The following is a 19067-nucleotide window of genomic DNA, read 5'->3' on the forward strand; positions in this document are numbered from 1 at the left end:
CGTCAGACGCCCGAGTAACCATGTCCCCTGCGCCGATCGTCACCGCCTCGGTCCGGCTGGACCAGCTCCGGCTCTATGCCGAGACGCACCGGTCCGACGCCTATCTGGAAAGCGTGATCGTCGGTCTGGTCGCGGTTGCCATGGCGACCTGGGTGCCGTGGGAGCGGCCGGCCCTGTGGACCGCGCTCTATGTGCCGATGCTGGTCGTGACGCAGCTCCGGCTCCGGAGCTTCCTGTCCAGCCGCTGCCGGACCGAGGCGATCACCACGAGCTTCCGCGAGATCGCCGCCCTGCGCGCGGTCCTGACGTTGCTGTGGGCGTCGATCCCGTTCTGGTGCTGGATTCCGGGCGACCTGCTCAACAACGGCATCATCATGCTGCTGCTGGCGGGGTCGATGGGGGCCACCTCGGCCATGAGCACGGCGGACGGACGCCTCTACCTGATCGACACGCTGCCGGTGGCGGCATCCTTCGTGGCGGCACCGCTGCTGGACCCGAACGGATTCGGACTGACGCTTTCGGCCCTCTGCATCGCCTTCGTCACGTACCTGTTCTTTCCGGCCATCGCCACCTACAGGAACATGACGAAGCTGATCCGGCTCCGGCATGAGAAGGACGCCCTGATCACAGAGCTGGCGGCCGCCCGCGACACCGCCCAGGCGGCCAGTGCGGCGAAGACCGAGTTCCTCGCCAACATGAGCCACGAGCTGCGCACGCCGCTGAACGGCATGCTGGGCGTGGTGCAGCTCCTGCGCACGCGGACCCTGCCGCAGCGCGACCTGCATCTGGTCGATGTGCTGCACGATGCCGGCCACGGCCTGCTGGCGATCGTCAACGACCTGCTGGACCTGTCCAACATTGAGGGGGGACGGTTCCGCATCCAGCGCCGGCCCTTCTGCCCCCGTGTCCTGGCGGAGACGGTGGCCGACATGCTGCTGCCCAGCGGAACGGCGAAGGGCGTCAGCATCACCTGCGACGTGGCGTCCGGCCTGCCCCGACGGCTGGTCGGCGACGAGGCGCGGCTGCGGCAGGTTCTGCTCAACCTCATGGGCAATGCGCTCAAATTCACCGACCGCGGACGCGTCGCGCTGACGGTCGGGTTCGAGGCCGTCCCAGGGGCCGGCCAGGGGACCCTGCTGCTCCGGGTGGAGGACAGCGGCATCGGCATTGCCCCGGAACGGCTGGCCCAGATCGAAGGCGGCACGGTGCGGCCGGACCCGCGGCGCGGCGGGGCCGGCCTGGGGCTTGCCATCACCCGGGGCGTCCTGTCCGCCATGGAGGGACACCTGGAGATCGAAAGCACGCCCGGCCGCGGCACCTGCATCCGCGTCCAGGTGCCGGTGACGGTGGCGCACGAGACAGCGCCCGCCCCGCCGCCCCCGGCGCCGGGTCCCGCGCTTGCGCTGCGCGCCCTGATCGTCGAGGACGTCGAGGTGAACCGGCTGATCCTGGAGCAGATGCTGGACCGGCTGGGGCACCGCTCGCTCTACGCCGACAGCGGCGAAGCGGCGCTGGAGATCATCCGGCACGAGCCGGTGGACGTGATCCTGATGGACATCCGACTCCAGGGCATCGACGGGGCCGAGACGACGCGCCGCCTGCGCAGCCTGCCTGACGAACGGCTGGCCACCCTGCCCGTCGTGGCCGTGACCGCCAATGTCTTCCCGGAGGACGAGGCCGCCTATCGGCAAGCAGGGATGACGGCCGTCATCCCCAAGCCGATCCAGTTCGACCGGCTGCGCGACCTGATGGACGGGCTGGCGGCCATGCTGACGGCGATGCGGGTCCGGCACGGCGATGCCCCGGCAGAGGGGACCGCCGGAGCGATGACAGGGGCGGCGGCAGCGGACCCGCGGATGGCCGAGGCCGCCGCCCTGCCGGACCTCACACGTTCAGCAGCAGGTTCTCCCGCTCCCAGGAGCTGATGACCCGCTGATACGCCTCGTACTCCGCCTGCTTGACATAGCTGACGGCGGCCACGAAGCGGTCGCCCAGCGTCTCCTTCAACGGCTTGCAGGCGTTGAACTTCGCCAGCGCGTCGGTCTGGTGCCGCGGCAGGGTGAAGGCCAGCCGGTGGGCCGAGCCCTTCACCGGGTCGGTCGGCTCCAACGCCTGCACCATGCCGATGTAGCCGCAGGCGAGGCTGGCGGCGATGGCGAGGTAGGGGTTGGCGTCGGCGCCGGCGACACGGTTCTCCACCCGACGGGCTTCCGGCGGGCTGACCGGGACACGGAAGCCGGTGGTGCGGTTGTCGCGCCCCCAGTGGACATTGATCGGCGCGTCGGAGCCCTGGACCAGACGCCGGTAGCTGTTCACGTTCGGCGCCAGCATCGGCATGGCATAGGGCAGGTACTTCTGGAGCCCGGCGATGTGGCTCATGAACAGATCGGTGTCGCCACCGTCCGCCGCCCCGAACAGGTTCTGCCCGGTGACCTTGTCCACCACCGACTGGTGGACGTGCATGGCGCTGCCCGGCTCGTTCTGCATCGGCTTCGCCATGAAGGTGGCGTAGACGTTGTGCCGGATCGCCGCTTCGCGCACGGTACGCTTGAACAGCAGCACCTGGTCGGCAAGATCGAGCGGGTCGCCATGGTTGAAGTTGATCTCGATCTGCGCCGCCCCGGCCTCATGGGACATGGTGTCGACGTCGATCTCCTGCTTCTCGCAGAAATCGTAGACATCCTCGAAGATCGGATCGAACTCGTTGACGGCGTCGATGCCGTAGGCCTGCCGGCCGCTCTCCTGTCGGCCGGAGCGGCCGATGGGCGGAACCAGCGGGTAGTCGGGGTCCTTGTTGATGGCGACCAGGAAGAACTCCAGCTCCGGCGCCACGATCGGCTTCCAGCCGCGCGCGTCGTAGAGATCCAGCACGCGCTTGAGCACGTAGCGCGGGGAGATGTCCACCGGCGACCCGTCGGCGTAGAGACAGTCGCAGACCACCTGGGCCGTCGGTTCCTGATACCAGGGCACCGTGCGGATGGTGGTGGCATCGGGGATCATGTAGACGTCGAAATTCTCCGGACTGGTGACGTCCTCGTCGTCGGGATACTCGCCCGTGACGGTCTGGATGAAGATGCTCTCCGGCAGCCGCAGGCCCCGGTCGCGCAGGATGCGCAGGAACTTCTCGGCCGGCAGGATCTTGCCACGGGCGATGCCGGACATGTCGGGGACCAGGCACTCCACTTCGGTGATCTGCCGGGACCGGATGAATTCTTCCAATGGATTCATGAAACCGCCGCAGGATGCCGCTGCGTCCCGCAGCCCTCCGCGCTGTTGCATCCGGGGACAGTATAGGCAAAGCCCCCGGGGGTGCGGCAAGGGGCCGCCGCAGTCCCACGACGAAGGTTCGACTCGGCCGCCCCTGCCGGCCACGGGTCTCCTGCTCGGGCCGTCCTTGACTCGCAGGGCCGGCGGGGTCGAGCATGCGCGCCCGCAGCATCCTGCGCCCCCTTCCCCATCGTGCCCGACGGCCCCCATGTCCAGCTACCGCATCGCCAGCGAAATCCAGGAATTCCGCAGTCGCCACCCCGACGTTCAGGCGGTGGACGTGCTGCTTCCGGACCTCTGCGGCGTGTTCCGGGGCAAGCGGGTGCCGATCGACGAGCTGGGCAAGGTCTGGACCGACGGCGTCGCCATCCCCGGCTGCACCTTCGCCGTGGACATCACGGGCGAGACGATCGAGGAGACGGGCATGAGCCAGGCGCTGGGCGTGCCCGACCGTCTCTGCCTGCCGGTCGCCGGCACGCTGGCCCCGGTGCCCTGGGCAGCCCGCCCGCTGGGGCAGGTGCTGACCTCCATGCGCGGGCCGCAGGGCGAACCGTTCCCCTACGCCCCCCGTTCCCTGGTCGAGACGCTGGTGGGCACGCTCGCCGCGCGGGGGCTGACACCCGTCATCGCGGTCGAGCTGGAATTCTACCTGATCGCCGGCGGGCGCGGCGCCTTCGAGCCGCCCAGCCCGCCCGTCTCGCCCAAGAACGGGCTGCCGCAGGACCGCACCCAGGTCTACGGACTGGCCGAGCTTGAGGATTTCGAGGCGGTGCTGGACGACATCACCGCCGCCTGCCGCGCCCAGGAGATCCCCGCCGGCACCGCCATCGCCGAATACGGGCCCGGCCAGTACGAGATCACCCTGGCGCACCGGCCCGACGCCCTGCGCGCGGCGGACGACGCCGTGCTGTTCAAGCGGGCGGTGAAGGGCGTGGCCCAGCGCCACGGCTTCGACGCCACCTTCATGGCGAAGCCCTACCGCGACCAGGCCTCCAGCGGCATGCATGTCCATATGAGCGTGCTGGACCGCGACGGCCGCAACATCTTCGCCGCCGAGGACCCGGCCGGCAGCGAACAGCTCCGCTGGGCCATCGGCGGGCTGGCGCAGACCCTGCCGGCGGCGATGGCGCTGGCCGCTCCCGGCGCCAACTCCTGGCGCCGCCTGCAACCGGGCAGCTACGCGCCCACCGTTGCCGCCTGGGGCGTGAACAACCGCACCGCCGCCCTGCGCATCCCTGCGGGTCCGCCGGCCTCGCGCCGGGTCGAGTACCGCATCGCCGGGGCCGACGCGAATCCCTATCTGGTGGTCGCGGGCCTGCTGGCCGGCCTCCTGCACGGGCTGGACGGCCGTATCGACCCCGGCCCGCCGGCCGAGGGCAACGCCTACGGCGCCGATGCGCCGCGGCTGCCGACCGGCTGGGACGCGGCCCTGGACCTGCTGGACGGGTCCGCGGTGCTGCGCCGGGGGCTGGGCGACGCCTTCGTGGACACCTACGTGATCACCAAGCGGGCGGAGCAGCGCAAGTTCGCGGCGGAGGTCACACCCCTGGAATACGGCTGGTATCTCCGCAACGCCTGACCCCGTCTCCCCCTTCGGACGCGGAAATGCGGCCGTCGGGACGGTTGCCCGGCGCCACCGCTCTGGGGCATGGTGCCGCCATGTTGGACTTCTTCAGCGATCCCGCAACCGTCTACGTCGTGCTGGGTCTGGCCGCCGTCTATCTGGTGGCCCGGCTGTTCATCGGCGTCCGTTTCCGCTTCGGGCGCGGCAAGTCCGCCAAGCTGCCGGACGCCGATGCCACGGCGCTGCTGGCGGATACCCGCGCCCTGGCCCTGTCGCTGGAGGCGGCGGCCGTCTCGGCCCGCACCCTGGGCGACGAAGCGGCGGCGCAGCCCGACGCTCCGCTTGATCTGGCACGGCTGGATTTCGACATGCCGGTCCGCTACCGCGGCGACGTCCGGCGGCTGGAGAAGCTGCCCGCACCGTTCGGCCCGCTGGCGGCGCTGGCGGCGCGCAAGGCACAGACCCTGCGCCATCGCCTGCACGATCCCAACTGGGAGCCGGCACAGCGCCGCGACGGGCTGGACGCGCCGGCGATCTGCGCCAGACTGGCCCATGATTTCGAGGTCGCCGCCGCCCAGGCGCGACGGGTCGAGCGTCTGCTGCGGGAGGCCGTGCCGTCGCCGACCCGCCGGCTGAAGGTGGTGAAGCATTAGACTACAGCACGGATAGCGCCGCGGTTCCACCGGCTGGATGCGCGCCGGCGGACGCGCCAGTCCTTGGTCGCTCTGCTGGCGCCGGCGGAGCGCAGGAACGGCTGGCCATCGAACCAGGGCCGCAGCCTCCCTCCATCACCGGCTCATCATCCAGTCGCTTCCCGAGCCCACCGCCGTTATCGACTGGTCACGCTGGAGACGACGCCACCAGCAGCGCGCCCGGTGTTCCCACTGGATGCGCCCCCACTGGCTGCGCCGGACCCGAGCCCCTGAAAGCCGCCTGTCATGCTGGTCGTTTCGGCATTTGCCGGGATGATCTCGACCGTCGCTGTCATCCCTGCCGCCAGTTCCATGCCGGACGGCATCTCATCAATGTCAATGCGCACCGGAATGCGCTGCGCAAGACGCACCCAGGAGAATGTCGCGGCCACATTGGGCAGGCCGAGATGACCCGGCGCGTCGTTGCTGTTCTCGATCCCGCGGCCGATACTTTCGACATGACCGGTCACCGGCCGGTCAAAGCCCATCAGCATGATCCGCGCCGGGCTTCCGACGCGGATCTTATGGATCTTCGTCTCCTCGAAATAGCCGGTGATCCAGAAGCTGGATGCGTCGAGAATAGCGACCTTGGTCGTGCCCGCCGTCGCATAGTCGCCGGGCCGAAGCTTCAGATTGGTGACATAACCGGCGACCGGCGACCGGATGGTTGAACGGGCGAGATCGAGTCTGGCCAGATCGAGGGCAGCAACCGCTGCCTGATAGGCAGCACTGGCCACCGCTGCCGCCCCACTGGATTGCTGGGCCGCTTCCTGTGAAACGACATTCCTGAGCTGGCCGTGTCGCCGCGCCGTCGCCTGACGGACGATCATGTCCTGACGCTTCGCTTCGACGTCGGCCTCGGCCAGCGCCACGGCCAGCCGAAGTCGCTCGGGATCGATCTCGTAGAGAATGTCGCCCCGTTCAACATACTGATTATCGGCGACAGCCACGGAGCGGACCGTACCGGAGACTTCCGGCGCGATCTGTATGACATCCACGCCGACCCGCCCGTCCCGGGTCCAGGGCGTTCGCTCGTACTGGTTCCACGCCTGCATGGCGACAACGGCGGAGACAACGACCACGCCAAGGGTCAGGGCATAGCGGCCGAGCAGGAACAGAAGAGGTTTCACGGCAGTAGTCCGATCAGTGGCAGGGACTGCACGAGCAGACCGTAGAGGAGGAGAAAGGTGGCGATTTCGACGACTGTCCGATGCGCGAACAGTCGGGAGAGGCCGGTGGTGGTGCAGAAGCGCATCGTTGCCAGGGTGGTGATCAGCGCGATGAACCCGAGGACCACCAGACCGGGGATGAAGACTCCTGCGATATTCAGATCAACGATCATGAGGAGGGTTCCCCTTCCTTTGACTTTCCACCGGTCCCGAGGGCGAAGCGGAGGTCGATGAGCAGATCGACTGCACGCGACCGGCGTCTGTCTGCGCCGTCCCCCATCAACGCCATCACGGTCTCAATGCGCTGATCAAGGTCGATGAGATCGGCCGGCGTTATCGGTTTCCTGACGCGAAAGGATACGGCGATCGCGGAAAGAAGCTCGCCGGTCGCCGCGCCGGCCCCGCCCTTTGTCCGGGGGATCGTCTTGCGAAGCTGGCCGGCGGCATGCCCGATGCGAAGATGGCGCAGCGTATCGTCAAGGACGTCTGCACCGGCTTTCCCGGACGCCCGCAGCCGCGGCAGCAGCAACGCCGTCCGGTCTATCATCAGGCTCGCCCAGTGGGCTTCGTTGGGCGCGCCGCCCAGGGCGCGGCGGCCGACATCCCGACGACTGGCGTCAAGCAGCCGATTGATCGCCACATCCACCGGAACGGTCTGGAACAGGGACATGCTGACCGCCCCGAACCCGACCGCCGCGAACAGCGCGATCACGGTGTTGAGGGCGGTCGCGAAGTCACCTGTGTAGCTGGCGTCCAGTCCCGAGAGGATCGGGATGGTGAGGGTGATGCCCATCGCCATGAACGTCGTCGGCAGTCGGGCCTGGAGCGAGCCGGCGAACAGGAAGGCCGGGGCAAGGACCGCCACAAGAACCGGGAAGCTGGTGACCTGGGGCAGGATGGCGAAGCTGTAGACGAGGCTGATCAGCACCCCGTAGATCGAGCCGACGATATATTTGACGACAAAAGGCACCGGTGCGTCGAAGTTGCCGAACAGGGTGCAGCAGACGCCGAGAATGGAGACGGCCGTTCCGCCCTCCGGCCAGGCCGATCCTATCCAGAAGGCACAGCCGCTGAGGATACCGACGATGCAGCCCAGCGCGGCACGGGCCGCCATCCACGGATCACGGTGATAGACGTACCCCCTCGCATGCTTCGGCCCGTGCAGCGGTGCTGCTTGTCGTGAGCGCCAACGGGCGGTCAGGCTCTGCCTGAGCCGGTCGCAGTCATGAAGCAGCCCGATCATCTCGGCCAGATGGCCCGCAAGATTGGCGCCGACACGATCGCCCGGCGCTGCCGCATCTGCGCCCGACTGCTTCTGGACCGATCGTGCCCGCCCCATCAGCCGGGCTGCCGTCTCCCCCTCATCCGTGTCCGTCGTGGCAATCCAGGCCCGGACATCGCCGACCAGTGCCGTCAGGTCATCATCACCGTCGCCGATGCCGAGAAAATGCACCCGGTCTTCGATTTCAGCCGTGAGGGGAAGAAGCCGGGCGAGCCGGTCATGGATAAGCTGCAACGTCCTGCGCCGCGGTGTCACCGCAGCGGGATCATAGGGCAGATGCGTCGCAAGCCCCTGTAGCGTCAGAAGGTCGAGGGAAAGCTGATGGCGATCTCTGCGGTTCTCTTCCGGCGTTTCCGTCAGCGCGTCGCCTGCAAGCCGGCGTGCGTCCCGCAGGGTCGCCGACAGCTTGCCGGTGAACTGGCCCGTCATCGGCTTCGGCAGAACGTAGCGATGGATCAGGGCGGCACAGAGAATCCCGATACAGATCTCCTGGACGCGCAGGGACGCCGTATCGAAGACCGCACCGGGATCAAGCACGCTGGGAAAGCCGATCAGGCTTGCCGTGTAGCCTGCAAGAACGAAGGCATAGGCGCGTGGCGTGCGGTCAAGCAGCGAGAAGAACAGGCACAGGCCGATCCAGCCAGCGAGGATGACGCTGCACAGGATCGGGTCGTTCACGAAATTCGGAACGATCGCCACCGTCGCGATCGCACCGATGAGCGTCCCGGCGAAGCGATACACACCACGGCTGAGGGACGCCCCGGCCGATGTCTGCGAGACGATATAGACCGTGACGATGGCCCAGAACGGCTTGGGCAGCCCTATCCGCAGCGAAACATAGTAGGCCAGCATCGCGGCGGCGAAGCTCTTTGCCGAAAACAGAATCGCATCCGCATCGGTCTTCATGGCGGGCGTGCGCAGGAAATTCAGCCCCGCCTGTCGCACGGCTGTGCAGGTCCTGGTCAGGCGGAGGCATACGGGCGGCGGCGTGTTCATGCGGCCGATTGTGATTGATTTTCATGATCAGTGAAATTCAGTATTCTGACATGAAATCCCTGAAAACGGTCAATCGCATGCCCGTGTTGCCCTCCGCCATTTCCGTTTTCGATCCCGACCTCACGCCTCTGCCCGCGGTCGCCCACAAGCTCGATTTCGCGGATCATGAGGCGGAGGTGCCTTTGCATGTGCATCGGAAGGGCCAGTTGATCCTGGCTCTGCACGGCGCCGTCACCTGCACGGCGGGCAACGAGGTCTGGATCGTGCCCCCCCAGTGCGGGGTGTGGATTCCGGGCGGCATGCCCCACAGCGCCCGCGCGACCGCAAATGCGCGGCTGACCTATCTGTTCGTGGAACCGGACGCGGCGGACCTGCCTGAGACCAGCTGCACGCTTTCGATCTCATCAATGATCCGGGAAATGGTCGAGCGCCTGGCGCGCGAGCGTGCGGATTACGCTGCCGACAGCCATGCCGCCCGGATGGCCCGTGTGTTGCTGGACGAACTCGCGGAAATGCCGCATGAGCGGTTCAATCTGCCGATCTCCGGTCATCCGAAGATCCGGGCGATCGCCGATGCCCTGACGGCCGATCCTTCGGACCGCAGCACCTTGAGCGACTGGGCGAAGCGGGTGGCGATGAGCGAGCGGTCTTTGGCGCGCCTGTTGATCCGTGAGACGGGACTGACGTTCGGCCGCTGGCGACAGCAACTCCATCTCATCGTCGCCCTGCGGGAACTGGCGAGTGGCGGGTCGGTGCAGAATGTTGCGGCCGGACTGGGGTACGAATCGGTCAACGCCTTCATCACAATGTTCAAGAAGGCGCTGGGGAGCACGCCCGCCCAGTACTTCGCGCAACGGAGTTCCCCGTCCCCGGAGACCTGTGCGCGGGATTGCCTCCCCCTTTCCCCACGGACAGTCGTCCCGCCGGTCGCGTGACCTGCTGCCTGGTATGGCTTTCCGAACGCCGCCGTTGGGCATCCCCCTCCTTTTCAGGATGCCGGTGTGGGCGGGCGGGATGTCAGGATCCCGCCCGCAGCCCGTCCGGGCAGCCTCAGAACGCGTATCGGAAGCCGACGCCGTAGGTCGCCGGCGCCCCGACAAGGCGTGAAGCCCCGTTCAGTTCAGGGAAATAGACCTCGTCGGTGATGTTCCGGCCGTAGCCGTAGACCGACCAGCCGGCCAAGGCCTCAAGCTCGACGCGCGCGTCGACCAGGGTGTAGGCCTCCGTCGTGTTGTTCGGCAACGCGTTCAGCCGGTTCGATTCCTCGCCGTGATGGCTGACGCTGAGCGTCGAGGTGAGCGTCCAGCCACCAGCGAACAGGATGGAATGGGTGAGTGACGCATAGGCCGTGACGTCTGGGGCGCCCGGCAACGGATCGCCCACGGTCGCCCGCACCTCCGCGATCCGGTTCGAGGTGAACTCCGTGATCTCGCTGTCCAGAAGGGCGACGGAGGCCGAGGCGTCCAGGGTCTGCCGGTCGGTCTGAAGCACCCGGAGGAACGCCGAGGCCTCGACCCCCTGCGTCTCCGCACGGCCGACGTTGGTCCGGCCGTTGGTGTCGTTCGACAGGCGGGTCGTCGCCTGGAGATTCCGGAATCTGTTGATGAAACCGTCCAACGACAGCCGGAAGCGGTCGCCCGTCCAGCGGAGGCCGGCCTCCAACGATCGGACCGTCTCGCTTTTGAAGGGATAGGTTTCCTCGACCGTGAAGATGGACGTTCCATCGAACCCGCCCGACCGGTACCCGGTCCCGCCGGAAACGAAGATGTTGAGCGCATCGTTGACGAAATACTGCGCGGTCAGCCGGCCCGAGGCGTTGTCGTCCTCGAAGGACCGGTCCCAGGTGAAGGGGCTCCGGGTAGCGAAGGTGGTCTCGAAGGTAGAGATGCCCCAGGGATTGCGGTCGATGTTGCTGCCCCGATAGTCGGCCGTGTCCCGTGTGTACCGGGCGCCCGCGCCCAGGCGCAGGCTGTCCGTCACGTTCCAGTCGAGTTGCCCGAAGACGGCAGCGCTGTCACGGTTCTGCGCATAGGGCGAGTCATAGACCGAGCGGACCGCGAAGCTGGTCCAGGTGCTGTTGAAGTCGATGTCGTCGCTCACATAGAAGACACCCGCAATCCAGTCGATCGCGCCGCCGACATCGTCGGCCAGCCGGGCCTCGATGGAGGCCTGACTCAGGTCCTCATCGAACAGGAACTCGTACTGCGGGTAGGGCGTGCCGTCACCGTTGCCGCCGACGCGGCGGTCGCTCCACTGCGAGCCGCCGAGGATGGTGAGGTTCAGCCCGTCTGCCAACCGGTGCTCCAGTTCGCCCGACAGCCCCGCCACGTTGATCCGCTGCCGGAAGTACTGGTTGGAGAAGAACGTGTAGGGATCCTCGTCCTCCCCCGGGTTCAGGATGGTGTTGTCCAGCCGGCGGGGAAGGCGGTCATACTGCCGGGTGTCACCACGATCCCGGCTGCCGAACAGCTTGAGGGTGAGAGTGGTGTCGTCGTCCAGGTCCAGGCCGATGGTGCCGCGTGCGGCGAAGATATCCTTGTCGCCAAATCCCTCGCGCGGGCCGGGGTCGGTGATCGGCGGAACCTGTGTCTGGCGGACGCCGCCGATCACGGGCTGAAAGCCCGCCAGGGTCCCGGCGCCACGACCCGTCATGAAGCCGCCCCCCTGCTCCGTCAGCACGGCGAGGCGGACCCCGACCCTGTCGGACAGCCTGCCGCCGACAGCGGCCTCTACGGATGCATAGTCGTAACTCCCGTACTCGACGTCGACATAGCCCTCGGTCTCGTCGGTCACCCCACGGGTGATGGCGTTGACAACGCCGGCGGTAGTGTTGCGGCCGTAGAGCGTCCCCTGCGGTCCCTTCAGGATCTCGATCCTTTCAAGATCGAAGAGCGGGATCCCCAGATAGGCATTGGAGGTCTGGTAGATGCCATCGACATGCAGGGCGACCGACGGGTTGCCGTTGGGCTTGTAGTCGTCGGCACCGCCGACGCCGCGGATGCTCAAGAGCCCGTAGCCGGGACCGCCGAAGGCGTAGTTGATGGAAACCCCGGGCACCTCGTCGACCAGGCCCCCGAAGTCGGTGATTCCGCGCCTGGCGGCCTCGGCCCCGTCAAGGACGGCAATGGCGGTCGGCACAGTCTCCAGCAGGCTCTCCCGCTTCTGCGCCGTGACGACGATCTCTTCCAGCGGTTCATTCAGGCCGACGGCTGCCGGACCCATGGCTGCGGGGGGCGGTGCCTTCGGAGCCGGCCGGGATGGCGCGGAGCCCGTCGGCAGGGGCGTCACCGTGCCCGATCCATCGGGCGCCACCTGGGCGACGAGGCCCGTGCCGACCAGCAAGGCATCCAGAGCCGCCTCGAATGAATCCGCGCGGGTCACGGGAGCGGATCGCTTGTCGGCCACGGCGGCGGGGTTGAAGAGGATGTTGCGCCCGGACTGGCTGGCCAGCGACAGCAGGGCCGCGGACAGGTCCTGGGAGGGGATGGAGTAGGCGGCTGCCGCAGGCGCCGGTCCAGGCTGGGCGGCGGCAACCGGAAGGGTGGCGAGGATGGTCCCTGCCAGCAGGACGGACTTCAAGGCACTGGAGAGCATAATCGACCCCGGCTTCATTCGGATCGGGCCACGCTGGCCCGCACCCGCTCCAGACGCAGCGGATCGACGGATTCCGGGATGACGTAAAAAATTCATGGACCCTTGTCTGCGGGGCCAGGCTCCAGCATGACCCGTCCCGGACCGATCTGGCGCCAGCCGACCGGGTGAATGCGGGAAACCGCGTCAAGAAAGGCCTGGAGGTCGGTCGCGCGGTAGACCCCGCTGACGGACAGCCCGCGCAGCGGCGGCGCGACCTGGACATCGACGTGCGTGTAGCGGGCAAACTCGGCCAGGGCATCGGGCAGCGGCGTGTCCCTGAAGAGGAGCTGCCCGGCGAGCCATGCCCGTTCCGCCGCCGCGTCCGCGGGAGCGAGGGCGACGATGCCGCTCCGGTCCAGCTCGGCCCGCTCCCCGGGCCTGAGCACGGCGAGGGTTATGTCATCGCCGTCATTGAGGATCCGGACGCCCCCCTCCAGCAGGAAGACCCGGGTTCCCTCGCCCATGTCGCGCACGGTGAAGACCGTGCCCGTGGCACGCACCTCGATCCCGTTGACGGACACCGTGAAGGCCCGCGGGTCACCGTGAGCCACGACGAACTCCGCCTCGCCGCGGGTGAGCGCAACGTGGCGGCCGAGCCAGCCGTAGTCGATGTGCAGTTCCGTATCCGTGTTGAGCCGCACACGGCTGCCGTCGGGAAGGCTGGTTTCCAGGCTCTGGCCCATGGCCGTGCGGTGGGTCGCACCCAGGCCGTAGTTCACGGGCGGAAACAGTGCCAGGGCAAGCGCAGCGGCGAGCGCGAGCGCCCCCGCACCGGCCGCCGGCGCGAGCCAGAGCCGTTGGCGGCGTGGGGCATCGGCAGCCGTCGCCAGGCGCAGCCGACGCGCCCGGGCCCTTTCGGCCTGGATGCCGGGCGTCCTTTCCAGATCCCCCGCCACCCGCCAGCTACGCTCGACGAGGTCCATGGCCGCCAGGTTGCGCGGATGCTCCGCCAGCCAGCGCCGCAGTGCCTCGCGGTCCGCCGCTCCGGAGCCCGGTGCGGCGATGCGGACCATCCAGGCGGCCGCGTCACGCAGCGCCGTCTCGTCGGAGGAAGTGCCAGGCTGTGACTCGGTCATCATGGTTCCCCGTCGCACTCCGCCAACCGGCGGGCCAGGTGCGCCAGCGCGCGCTCGACGTGCCGGCCGACGGATACGGTGGGGATGCCGAGCCGCTCTGCAATGTCGCGGTGGGCGAAGCCTTCATAACGCGCGAGCATGAAGGCTTGCCGGCAGATGGGCTCCAACTCCATCAGGGCTGCCTCCACGTCGCGAAGCGTGCGGCGGGCCGCGGCCAAATCCTCGGGCGATGCGGACGGATCGGCGTGGGTATCATTCTCGGAAGGCAGGTCGACATGCTGGTCCCGCAGCCGGGCGCGGTCACGCCGGAACTGGTCAATCCATACCGTAGACGCAGTCCGCAGCAGAATCCCACGCCAGCTTTGGATTTTTTTCTGCTGCGCCGCCGCAGCGAGGACGCGACAGTAGACCTCCTGGATATGGTCTTCGATATCGTCGGAGGCCCGTAGCCGTCGCTGGAAGAACCGACGCAGCAGGGCCCGATGCTCCGCCGCCTCGACAGTGTCGCCCGGACTCTCCTGTCGTCGATGGGCCGAGCCTTCACCCTTGTGCCTGGACACCCGCCACGCCTCATATCTGCCGCGTCGGGCCTCCGATACCACCGATGCTGCGACGGTTTTATGTCAGCAGGCCGTCGTTCACACGCTTGGCTTCCGCTGGGCCGCGATCGCGCGGAGCCCGTCCGGAAAGGCCTGAAGCCGGGTTTGTGACGTGTCGCAAGCTCGGGAGCGGGTGAACCGCGACCGGATGGCCGGGATTGAGAAGGCGACAGAACCAGCCCGTCGCCACGGATCGTTTCCTCCTTTCCCGGCCGGGTTTCCAGGTAGGGCCCCTCCCCCCTCTGGGACCGGGGTTCAGCGATGCCGGGAAATCCGGTGACTTGCATCATGCTACGAACTGCTTCGTGCCGTCATGCCCAGAGGGACGATATTGCGCCCATGTGCATGCTCCGTTGGCACATCCGGGAAAACCCCGTCCGGAAAGGTCAGAAAGACGCAAGCTGCGCCTCTTTCCCGCAGCTCGATCTCCAATTTCTCAATCTTATAAATTGCAGAATTTTATATCTATGTCGCGAATGGCGAGCATACCGGTCGGTGTGGCGGAGACAACATCATCGCGGTCGAGGCGCGCTGATCTCCGGGCCGATCGGAAACGGCAGGAATCACGGCCGCTGCCCCACACCGAACTTGTCCAGAAAATCAAATTTTTACAGATAGTTATATCCCCGCCGCCGCGCCGCACCATGGCTCTGCTGCGTCCTCTGCCCTCCTCGGGCCGCACAGGAAGACCGGCGCGCCTGCCGGCCTGGGGAGCTGCCGCCATATGGAATGAACGTCTGACAGTCATTCAGCATATTTTCATGTTCTTTGAACGTTGCTGGTAGCACTGTGGCATTCAGCGCCTTTCATTCAGTTGTTCTGGATGGGAAAAGGTTGTGGCGCGGCGTGACCGATCATCGGCCCGCCATGCGGGGGAATCGGATGATGAGCAGGACAGCCTTCATGGCTGCCTCAGAGTCCCGCGACGGGGCATGGGCGCCCGATGAGCAACCGGCGGATACGCGTTGCCGGGAACTGTTCTGCGGTTTCCGGGGACTTGGCGACGGGCACGGGTAGCGCCGTCCACCGGACCCTCTCTCCATCCACAATTCAATCAGGCTGAAGCGACGCCGCACCGCCGGGCACGCAGGGCGGAGCCGTCGCTGAACAGGGCGCGCCGATCCGTTCCCGTGTCCACGGGCATATCTGGGGAAAACCATGACCAGCACCACCCACACCCTCGGCACCTCCATCAACGGTCAGGCGGATGCCACGGGGCAGACAGCCTCCCCCCCGCCGACCACCGGGGGCGGCGGCCGTAAGGAGGTGGTGTTCATCGACGGGGGTATCGACGGGCTCGCCGATCTGCTCGCCAGCGTCCGGGACGGGGGGGAGGTCGTCGTGCTGGACGGCACGGGCGACGGGCTGGCGCAGATGGCGGCCTGGGCCGCCGACGGCCATGCCGGCTATGACGCCATCCACCTGGTCACCCACGGAGCCGCCGGGCGGTTGCACCTGGGTGCGCTGTCGCTGGACGGCGCGGTGGCGGCGGAACGCGCCGATGATCTCGCCAGGCTGGGCTCGGCCCTGTCCGATGATGGCGACCTGCTGCTCTATGGCTGCGACGTCGCCGACGGGGCGGGGACCGACTTCGTCCGCCAGCTTTCGACCCTGACCGGCGCCGACGTTGCCGCCTCCACCGACAGGACCGGCGCCGCCGCCCTGGGCGGGAACTGGACCCTGGAACGCTCCGTCGGATCGGTCGAAACCCCCACTGCCTTTGACCGGACGGGCGGTTTCTCCGGCGTGCTGGATGAGGCCACCCACACGGTCAAGGAGAGCACCAGCTACACCCTGACCAATGGCACTATCGATTACATCGCCTTAACCGGCAGTAAACTTGGCAGTATCTACGGCTGGCTCCCTGACAATGCCGGCATCAACAACATCGCCATCGTCTATGGTTTCAATCCGGAAGAAGACTTCATTGATCTGCGATCTCTGACATTTCTTCTGGACGAGGCCGACTACACGACGGATGTGGTAGACGATAGCACCGGCATATATATGTATGGAACGGACGATCGTTTCACCACGTACACCTCCTGGGTTTCGCCCATTACCTCCTTGCCCGAGCCCAATCCCAACTACGACAAGCCCTGGGTCCTGGATGCGGATCATTACAGTGTGACGTTCGGCACGACCGCGACCGGGATCGTCGCCGGTGTGCAGAACGCCAACGAGATGGCCGTCTACTACGTCTACCTCGTGGGCGTCTCTGCGGTCGACAGCAGCTGTTTCCTCCTGCCCACGAGCCCCACCGCCCCCACGCTGGACCTCAACGGGGCCGCCGCCGGCACCCGTAACAGCATCACCTGGACGGAGGACGGGGGCGTTGCGAACGGCACCGCCGGAAGCGGCCCGGTCGCCATCGCGCCCGCCGCGACGGTGACCGACGGCGGTAACATCCAGTCGATGACCGTCAGCATCGGCAATGCCCAGTCGGGTGACAGCCTGACCCTGACCGGCAGCTATTCCGGCATAACGATCAGCGGCAGCGGCACCACCAGCATCACGCTTACCGGCCCGTCGGACACGGCGAGCTTCCAGTCGGCGCTTCAGGCCGTCACCTTCAACAACAGCTCCGACGCCCCGAACACGACGGCGCGCACGATCAACATCAACGCCAAGGATGCGGACGGGGAGAGCGCCGCCCAGCAGAAGGTCACCGTGACGCTGACCGCCGTGAACGACGCGCCGGTCATCACGTCCGACGGCGGGGGCGCCACGGCCACTGTCACGGTCGCAGAGAATACGACGGCGGTCACCACCGTGGTGGCGACCGATGCCGACGGCGACACGCTGTCCTATTCGATCACTGGCGGGGCCGATAAGTCCCTGTTCAGCATCGACAGCAGTACCGGGGTCCTGTCCTTCGCCTCGGGACATGATTTCGAGAGCCCGGCCGACAGTGGCGGCGACAATACCTACACCGTGGTGGTGACGGCATCGGACGGCACCGTGTCCGACACCCAGACGGTCAATGTCAGCGTCACCGACGTCGATGAGGCGCCGACCCTGACCGCCACCGGCGCCACCCCCACCTTTACGGAGGGCGGCAGCGCGGTGGCGCTGTTTTCCGGAGCCACCGCCAGCGCCGTGGATGCCGGCCAGACCCTGACCGGCCTGACCCTGACCGTCAGCAATGTCAGCACGGGCGACGTGCTGAGCATCGGCGGGACCGCTTGCGTGGTGGACGGCGGCGGCACCTGGAGCGTCGGCGGCGGCACCGACAACGCGATGGTGGTCGTCTCCGGGGGCACCGCCACGGTCACCATCACCGGCCTGTCCCTCAGCGCCACCGACTTCCAGACCCTGGTCACCGGGATCACCTTTTCCAGCGGCAGTGATAATCCCGACAGGACGGCGCGGGTGGTGACCATCACCGGCCTGACCGACAGCGGTGCCAGCGACAACAGCACCAGCCTGAACCTGACCTCCACCGTCAGTGTCGTGGGGCAGCCGGACGTGACCTCGGTCACGCTGCCGCCCAACGGCACCTACAAGATCGGTGACAATCTGACCTTCACCGTCAATTTCGACCAGGCGGTGACGGTGGATACCAGCGGCGGCACGCCGCGCATCGCCCTGACCGTCGGCAGCACGACGACATATGCCGAATATGTCTCCGGCAGCGGCTCGGCCGCGCTGGCCTTCAGCTACACTGTCGGCACGGGCGATGCGGATGCCGACGGCATCGCGGTTTCCGCTGGCGCCATCGACCCCGCTGGCGGCACCCTGACCGGCACCACCGGCAGCGTCAACGCCGACCCCGACCTGGGCACCATCGGCAGCTTGGCCGGCGTCAAGGTGGACGGCGTGCGCCCGACCATCACCGGCGTCAGCATTCCCGACCAGACCCATAAGATCGGCGACGCTATCACCGTCACCATCAATGCGGGCGAGGCCGGGCTGTCGCTGCACGGCGGCAGCCTGAACGGCATCGCCCTGACCGACCTCCAGGACAAGGGGGACGGCACCTACACCGCGACCTACACGGTGAGCGAGGGCGACAGCGACCGCGCGGCGGGGGCCGACATCCCGGTCGAGATCGTGCTCAAGGATGCCGCCGGCAACATCTCCGACGCCTGGACGACGCCGATCAGCCAGTCGAACGACGCCATCGACGCCACGGCGCCGGCGGCACCGACGCTGGGCTTTACCGATACCGGCGTGTCCGACAGCGACGGCATCACCACCGACACGACCCTTGAGATCGGCAACCTGGAGCCCGGCGCCTCCTGGCAGTACCGGCTGGATGACAAGGGGAGCTGGTCGGCCGGCAGCGGCACCAGCCTGACCCTGGCCGAGGGGGTGTACGCGAACGGCAGCGCCGTCCAGGTGCGCCAGATCGATGCCGCCGGCAACGCGGGCGCCGTCCAGACCATGAGCGTCACGATCGATACGACGAAGCCCATCGTGACGACGGGCAGGGACACGCCGGCCGACCCGCTCACCAACGCCGATGAGCTGATCTACTCGGTCTCGTTCGACGAGGACATGGTCAACGTCGACGCGTCGGATTTCACGGTGCTCGGCACCGCCGGCGATGTCGGCACGCCGACGCTGACGGTGACGGCGATCGACGCGCGGACCTATACGGTGAAGGTCTCCGGCGGCAATATCGCCACCTATAATGGCGACCTCTATCTGTCCCTGGCGCAGGTCCGGGACCTTTCCGACATCGCCGGCAACGTCCCGGATGTCGGCTCGGGCAATTATGCCGAGTACACCCTGGACAACACGGTTCCGACCACCCCGACCCTGGCGCTGGCCAGCGACACCGGCA

12 protein-coding genes are annotated in these 19067 nt (G+C 67.5%); 5 read left to right on the forward strand and 7 right to left on the reverse strand.

Annotation, left to right across the window (positions count from 1 at the left end; genetic code table 11):
• The first annotated feature begins 20 nt into the window (after window positions 1-20).
• On the forward strand, window positions 21-1925 hold the full coding sequence (locus tag ACFQPS_RS03960; protein ID WP_377356606.1) for an ATP-binding protein: 1905 nt from the start codon (window positions 21-23) through the stop codon (window positions 1923-1925).
• Here the strand turns inward: ACFQPS_RS03960 and ACFQPS_RS03965 are convergent.
• Window positions 1885-3228, reverse strand: coding sequence for a glutamine synthetase family protein (locus tag ACFQPS_RS03965; protein ID WP_377356607.1), 1344 nt, complete (start codon window positions 3226-3228; stop codon window positions 1885-1887). The two genes, ACFQPS_RS03960 and ACFQPS_RS03965, sit on opposite strands and share 41 nt — an antisense overlap.
• A 247-nt stretch (window positions 3229-3475) precedes the next feature.
• On the opposite strand from ACFQPS_RS03965, the gene ACFQPS_RS03970 reads away from it, so the two are divergent.
• Both ACFQPS_RS03970 and ACFQPS_RS03975 read left to right on the forward strand, forming a co-directional pair.
• Window positions 3476-4846: a glutamine synthetase family protein gene (locus ACFQPS_RS03970; RefSeq protein WP_377356608.1), complete on the forward strand. Its 1371-nt coding sequence runs from the start codon at window positions 3476-3478 to the stop codon at window positions 4844-4846.
• Between the two features lie 80 nt (window positions 4847-4926).
• The gene (locus ACFQPS_RS03975) at window positions 4927-5484 is read left to right on the forward strand and encodes a hypothetical protein (protein WP_377356609.1); all 558 of its coding nucleotides are present in this window, start codon (window positions 4927-4929) and stop codon (window positions 5482-5484) included.
• A gap of 176 nt (window positions 5485-5660) precedes the next feature.
• Here ACFQPS_RS03975 and ACFQPS_RS03980 read toward each other — a convergent pair whose 3' ends face one another.
• The 3 genes from ACFQPS_RS03980 to ACFQPS_RS03990 are packed head-to-tail and all read right to left on the reverse strand — an operon-like array spanning window position 5661 to window position 8970.
• The gene (locus ACFQPS_RS03980; protein WP_377356611.1) at window positions 5661-6653 is read right to left on the reverse strand and encodes an efflux RND transporter periplasmic adaptor subunit; all 993 of its coding nucleotides are present in this window, start codon (window positions 6651-6653) and stop codon (window positions 5661-5663) included.
• The gene (locus ACFQPS_RS03985) at window positions 6650-6865 is read right to left on the reverse strand and encodes a DUF1656 domain-containing protein (protein WP_377356613.1); all 216 of its coding nucleotides are present in this window, start codon (window positions 6863-6865) and stop codon (window positions 6650-6652) included. The genes ACFQPS_RS03980 and ACFQPS_RS03985 overlap by 4 nt, the downstream gene beginning before the upstream one ends.
• On the reverse strand, window positions 6862-8970 hold the full coding sequence (locus ACFQPS_RS03990; RefSeq protein WP_377356614.1) for an FUSC family protein: 2109 nt from the start codon (window positions 8968-8970) through the stop codon (window positions 6862-6864). Before ACFQPS_RS03990 ends, ACFQPS_RS03985 begins: the two co-directional genes overlap by 4 nt.
• Before the next feature lie 23 nt (window positions 8971-8993).
• On the opposite strand from ACFQPS_RS03990, the gene ACFQPS_RS03995 reads away from it, so the two are divergent.
• Complete coding sequence (locus ACFQPS_RS03995; RefSeq protein ID WP_417715162.1) at window positions 8994-9905, forward strand: AraC family transcriptional regulator; 912 nt, start codon at window positions 8994-8996, stop codon at window positions 9903-9905.
• 115 nt (window positions 9906-10020) lie between these two features.
• Here the strand turns inward: ACFQPS_RS03995 and ACFQPS_RS04000 are convergent, their stop codons facing one another.
• The 3 genes from ACFQPS_RS04000 to ACFQPS_RS04010 all read right to left on the reverse strand — a co-directional run bounded on the left by ACFQPS_RS04000 (window position 10021) and on the right by ACFQPS_RS04010 (window position 14239).
• Window positions 10021-12564 (reverse strand): TonB-dependent receptor, encoded by a 2544-nt coding sequence (locus ACFQPS_RS04000; protein WP_377356615.1) that lies wholly within the window; start codon window positions 12562-12564, stop codon window positions 10021-10023.
• Window positions 12565-12656: 92 nt separating this feature from the next.
• A complete protein-coding gene (locus ACFQPS_RS04005) occupies window positions 12657-13679 on the reverse strand; it encodes a FecR family protein (protein ID WP_377356616.1) in 1023 nt (340 codons plus the stop codon).
• Window positions 13679-14239 carry an RNA polymerase sigma factor gene (locus ACFQPS_RS04010; protein WP_377356617.1) on the reverse strand — a complete coding sequence of 187 codons (561 nt, stop codon included), beginning with the start codon at window positions 14237-14239 and terminating at the stop codon, window positions 13679-13681. Before ACFQPS_RS04010 ends, ACFQPS_RS04005 begins: the two co-directional genes overlap by 1 nt.
• 1197 nt (window positions 14240-15436) lie before the next feature.
• On the opposite strand from ACFQPS_RS04010, the gene ACFQPS_RS04015 reads away from it, so the two are divergent.
• Window positions 15437-19067, forward strand: a 3631-nt coding sequence (locus ACFQPS_RS04015) for a DUF4347 domain-containing protein (RefSeq protein WP_377356618.1), incomplete at its 3' end; no start/stop codon positions are given.

It is taken from the genome of Rhodocista pekingensis (genome assembly GCF_042665545.1).
GTDB lineage: Bacteria > Pseudomonadota > Alphaproteobacteria > Azospirillales > Azospirillaceae > Rhodocista > Rhodocista pekingensis.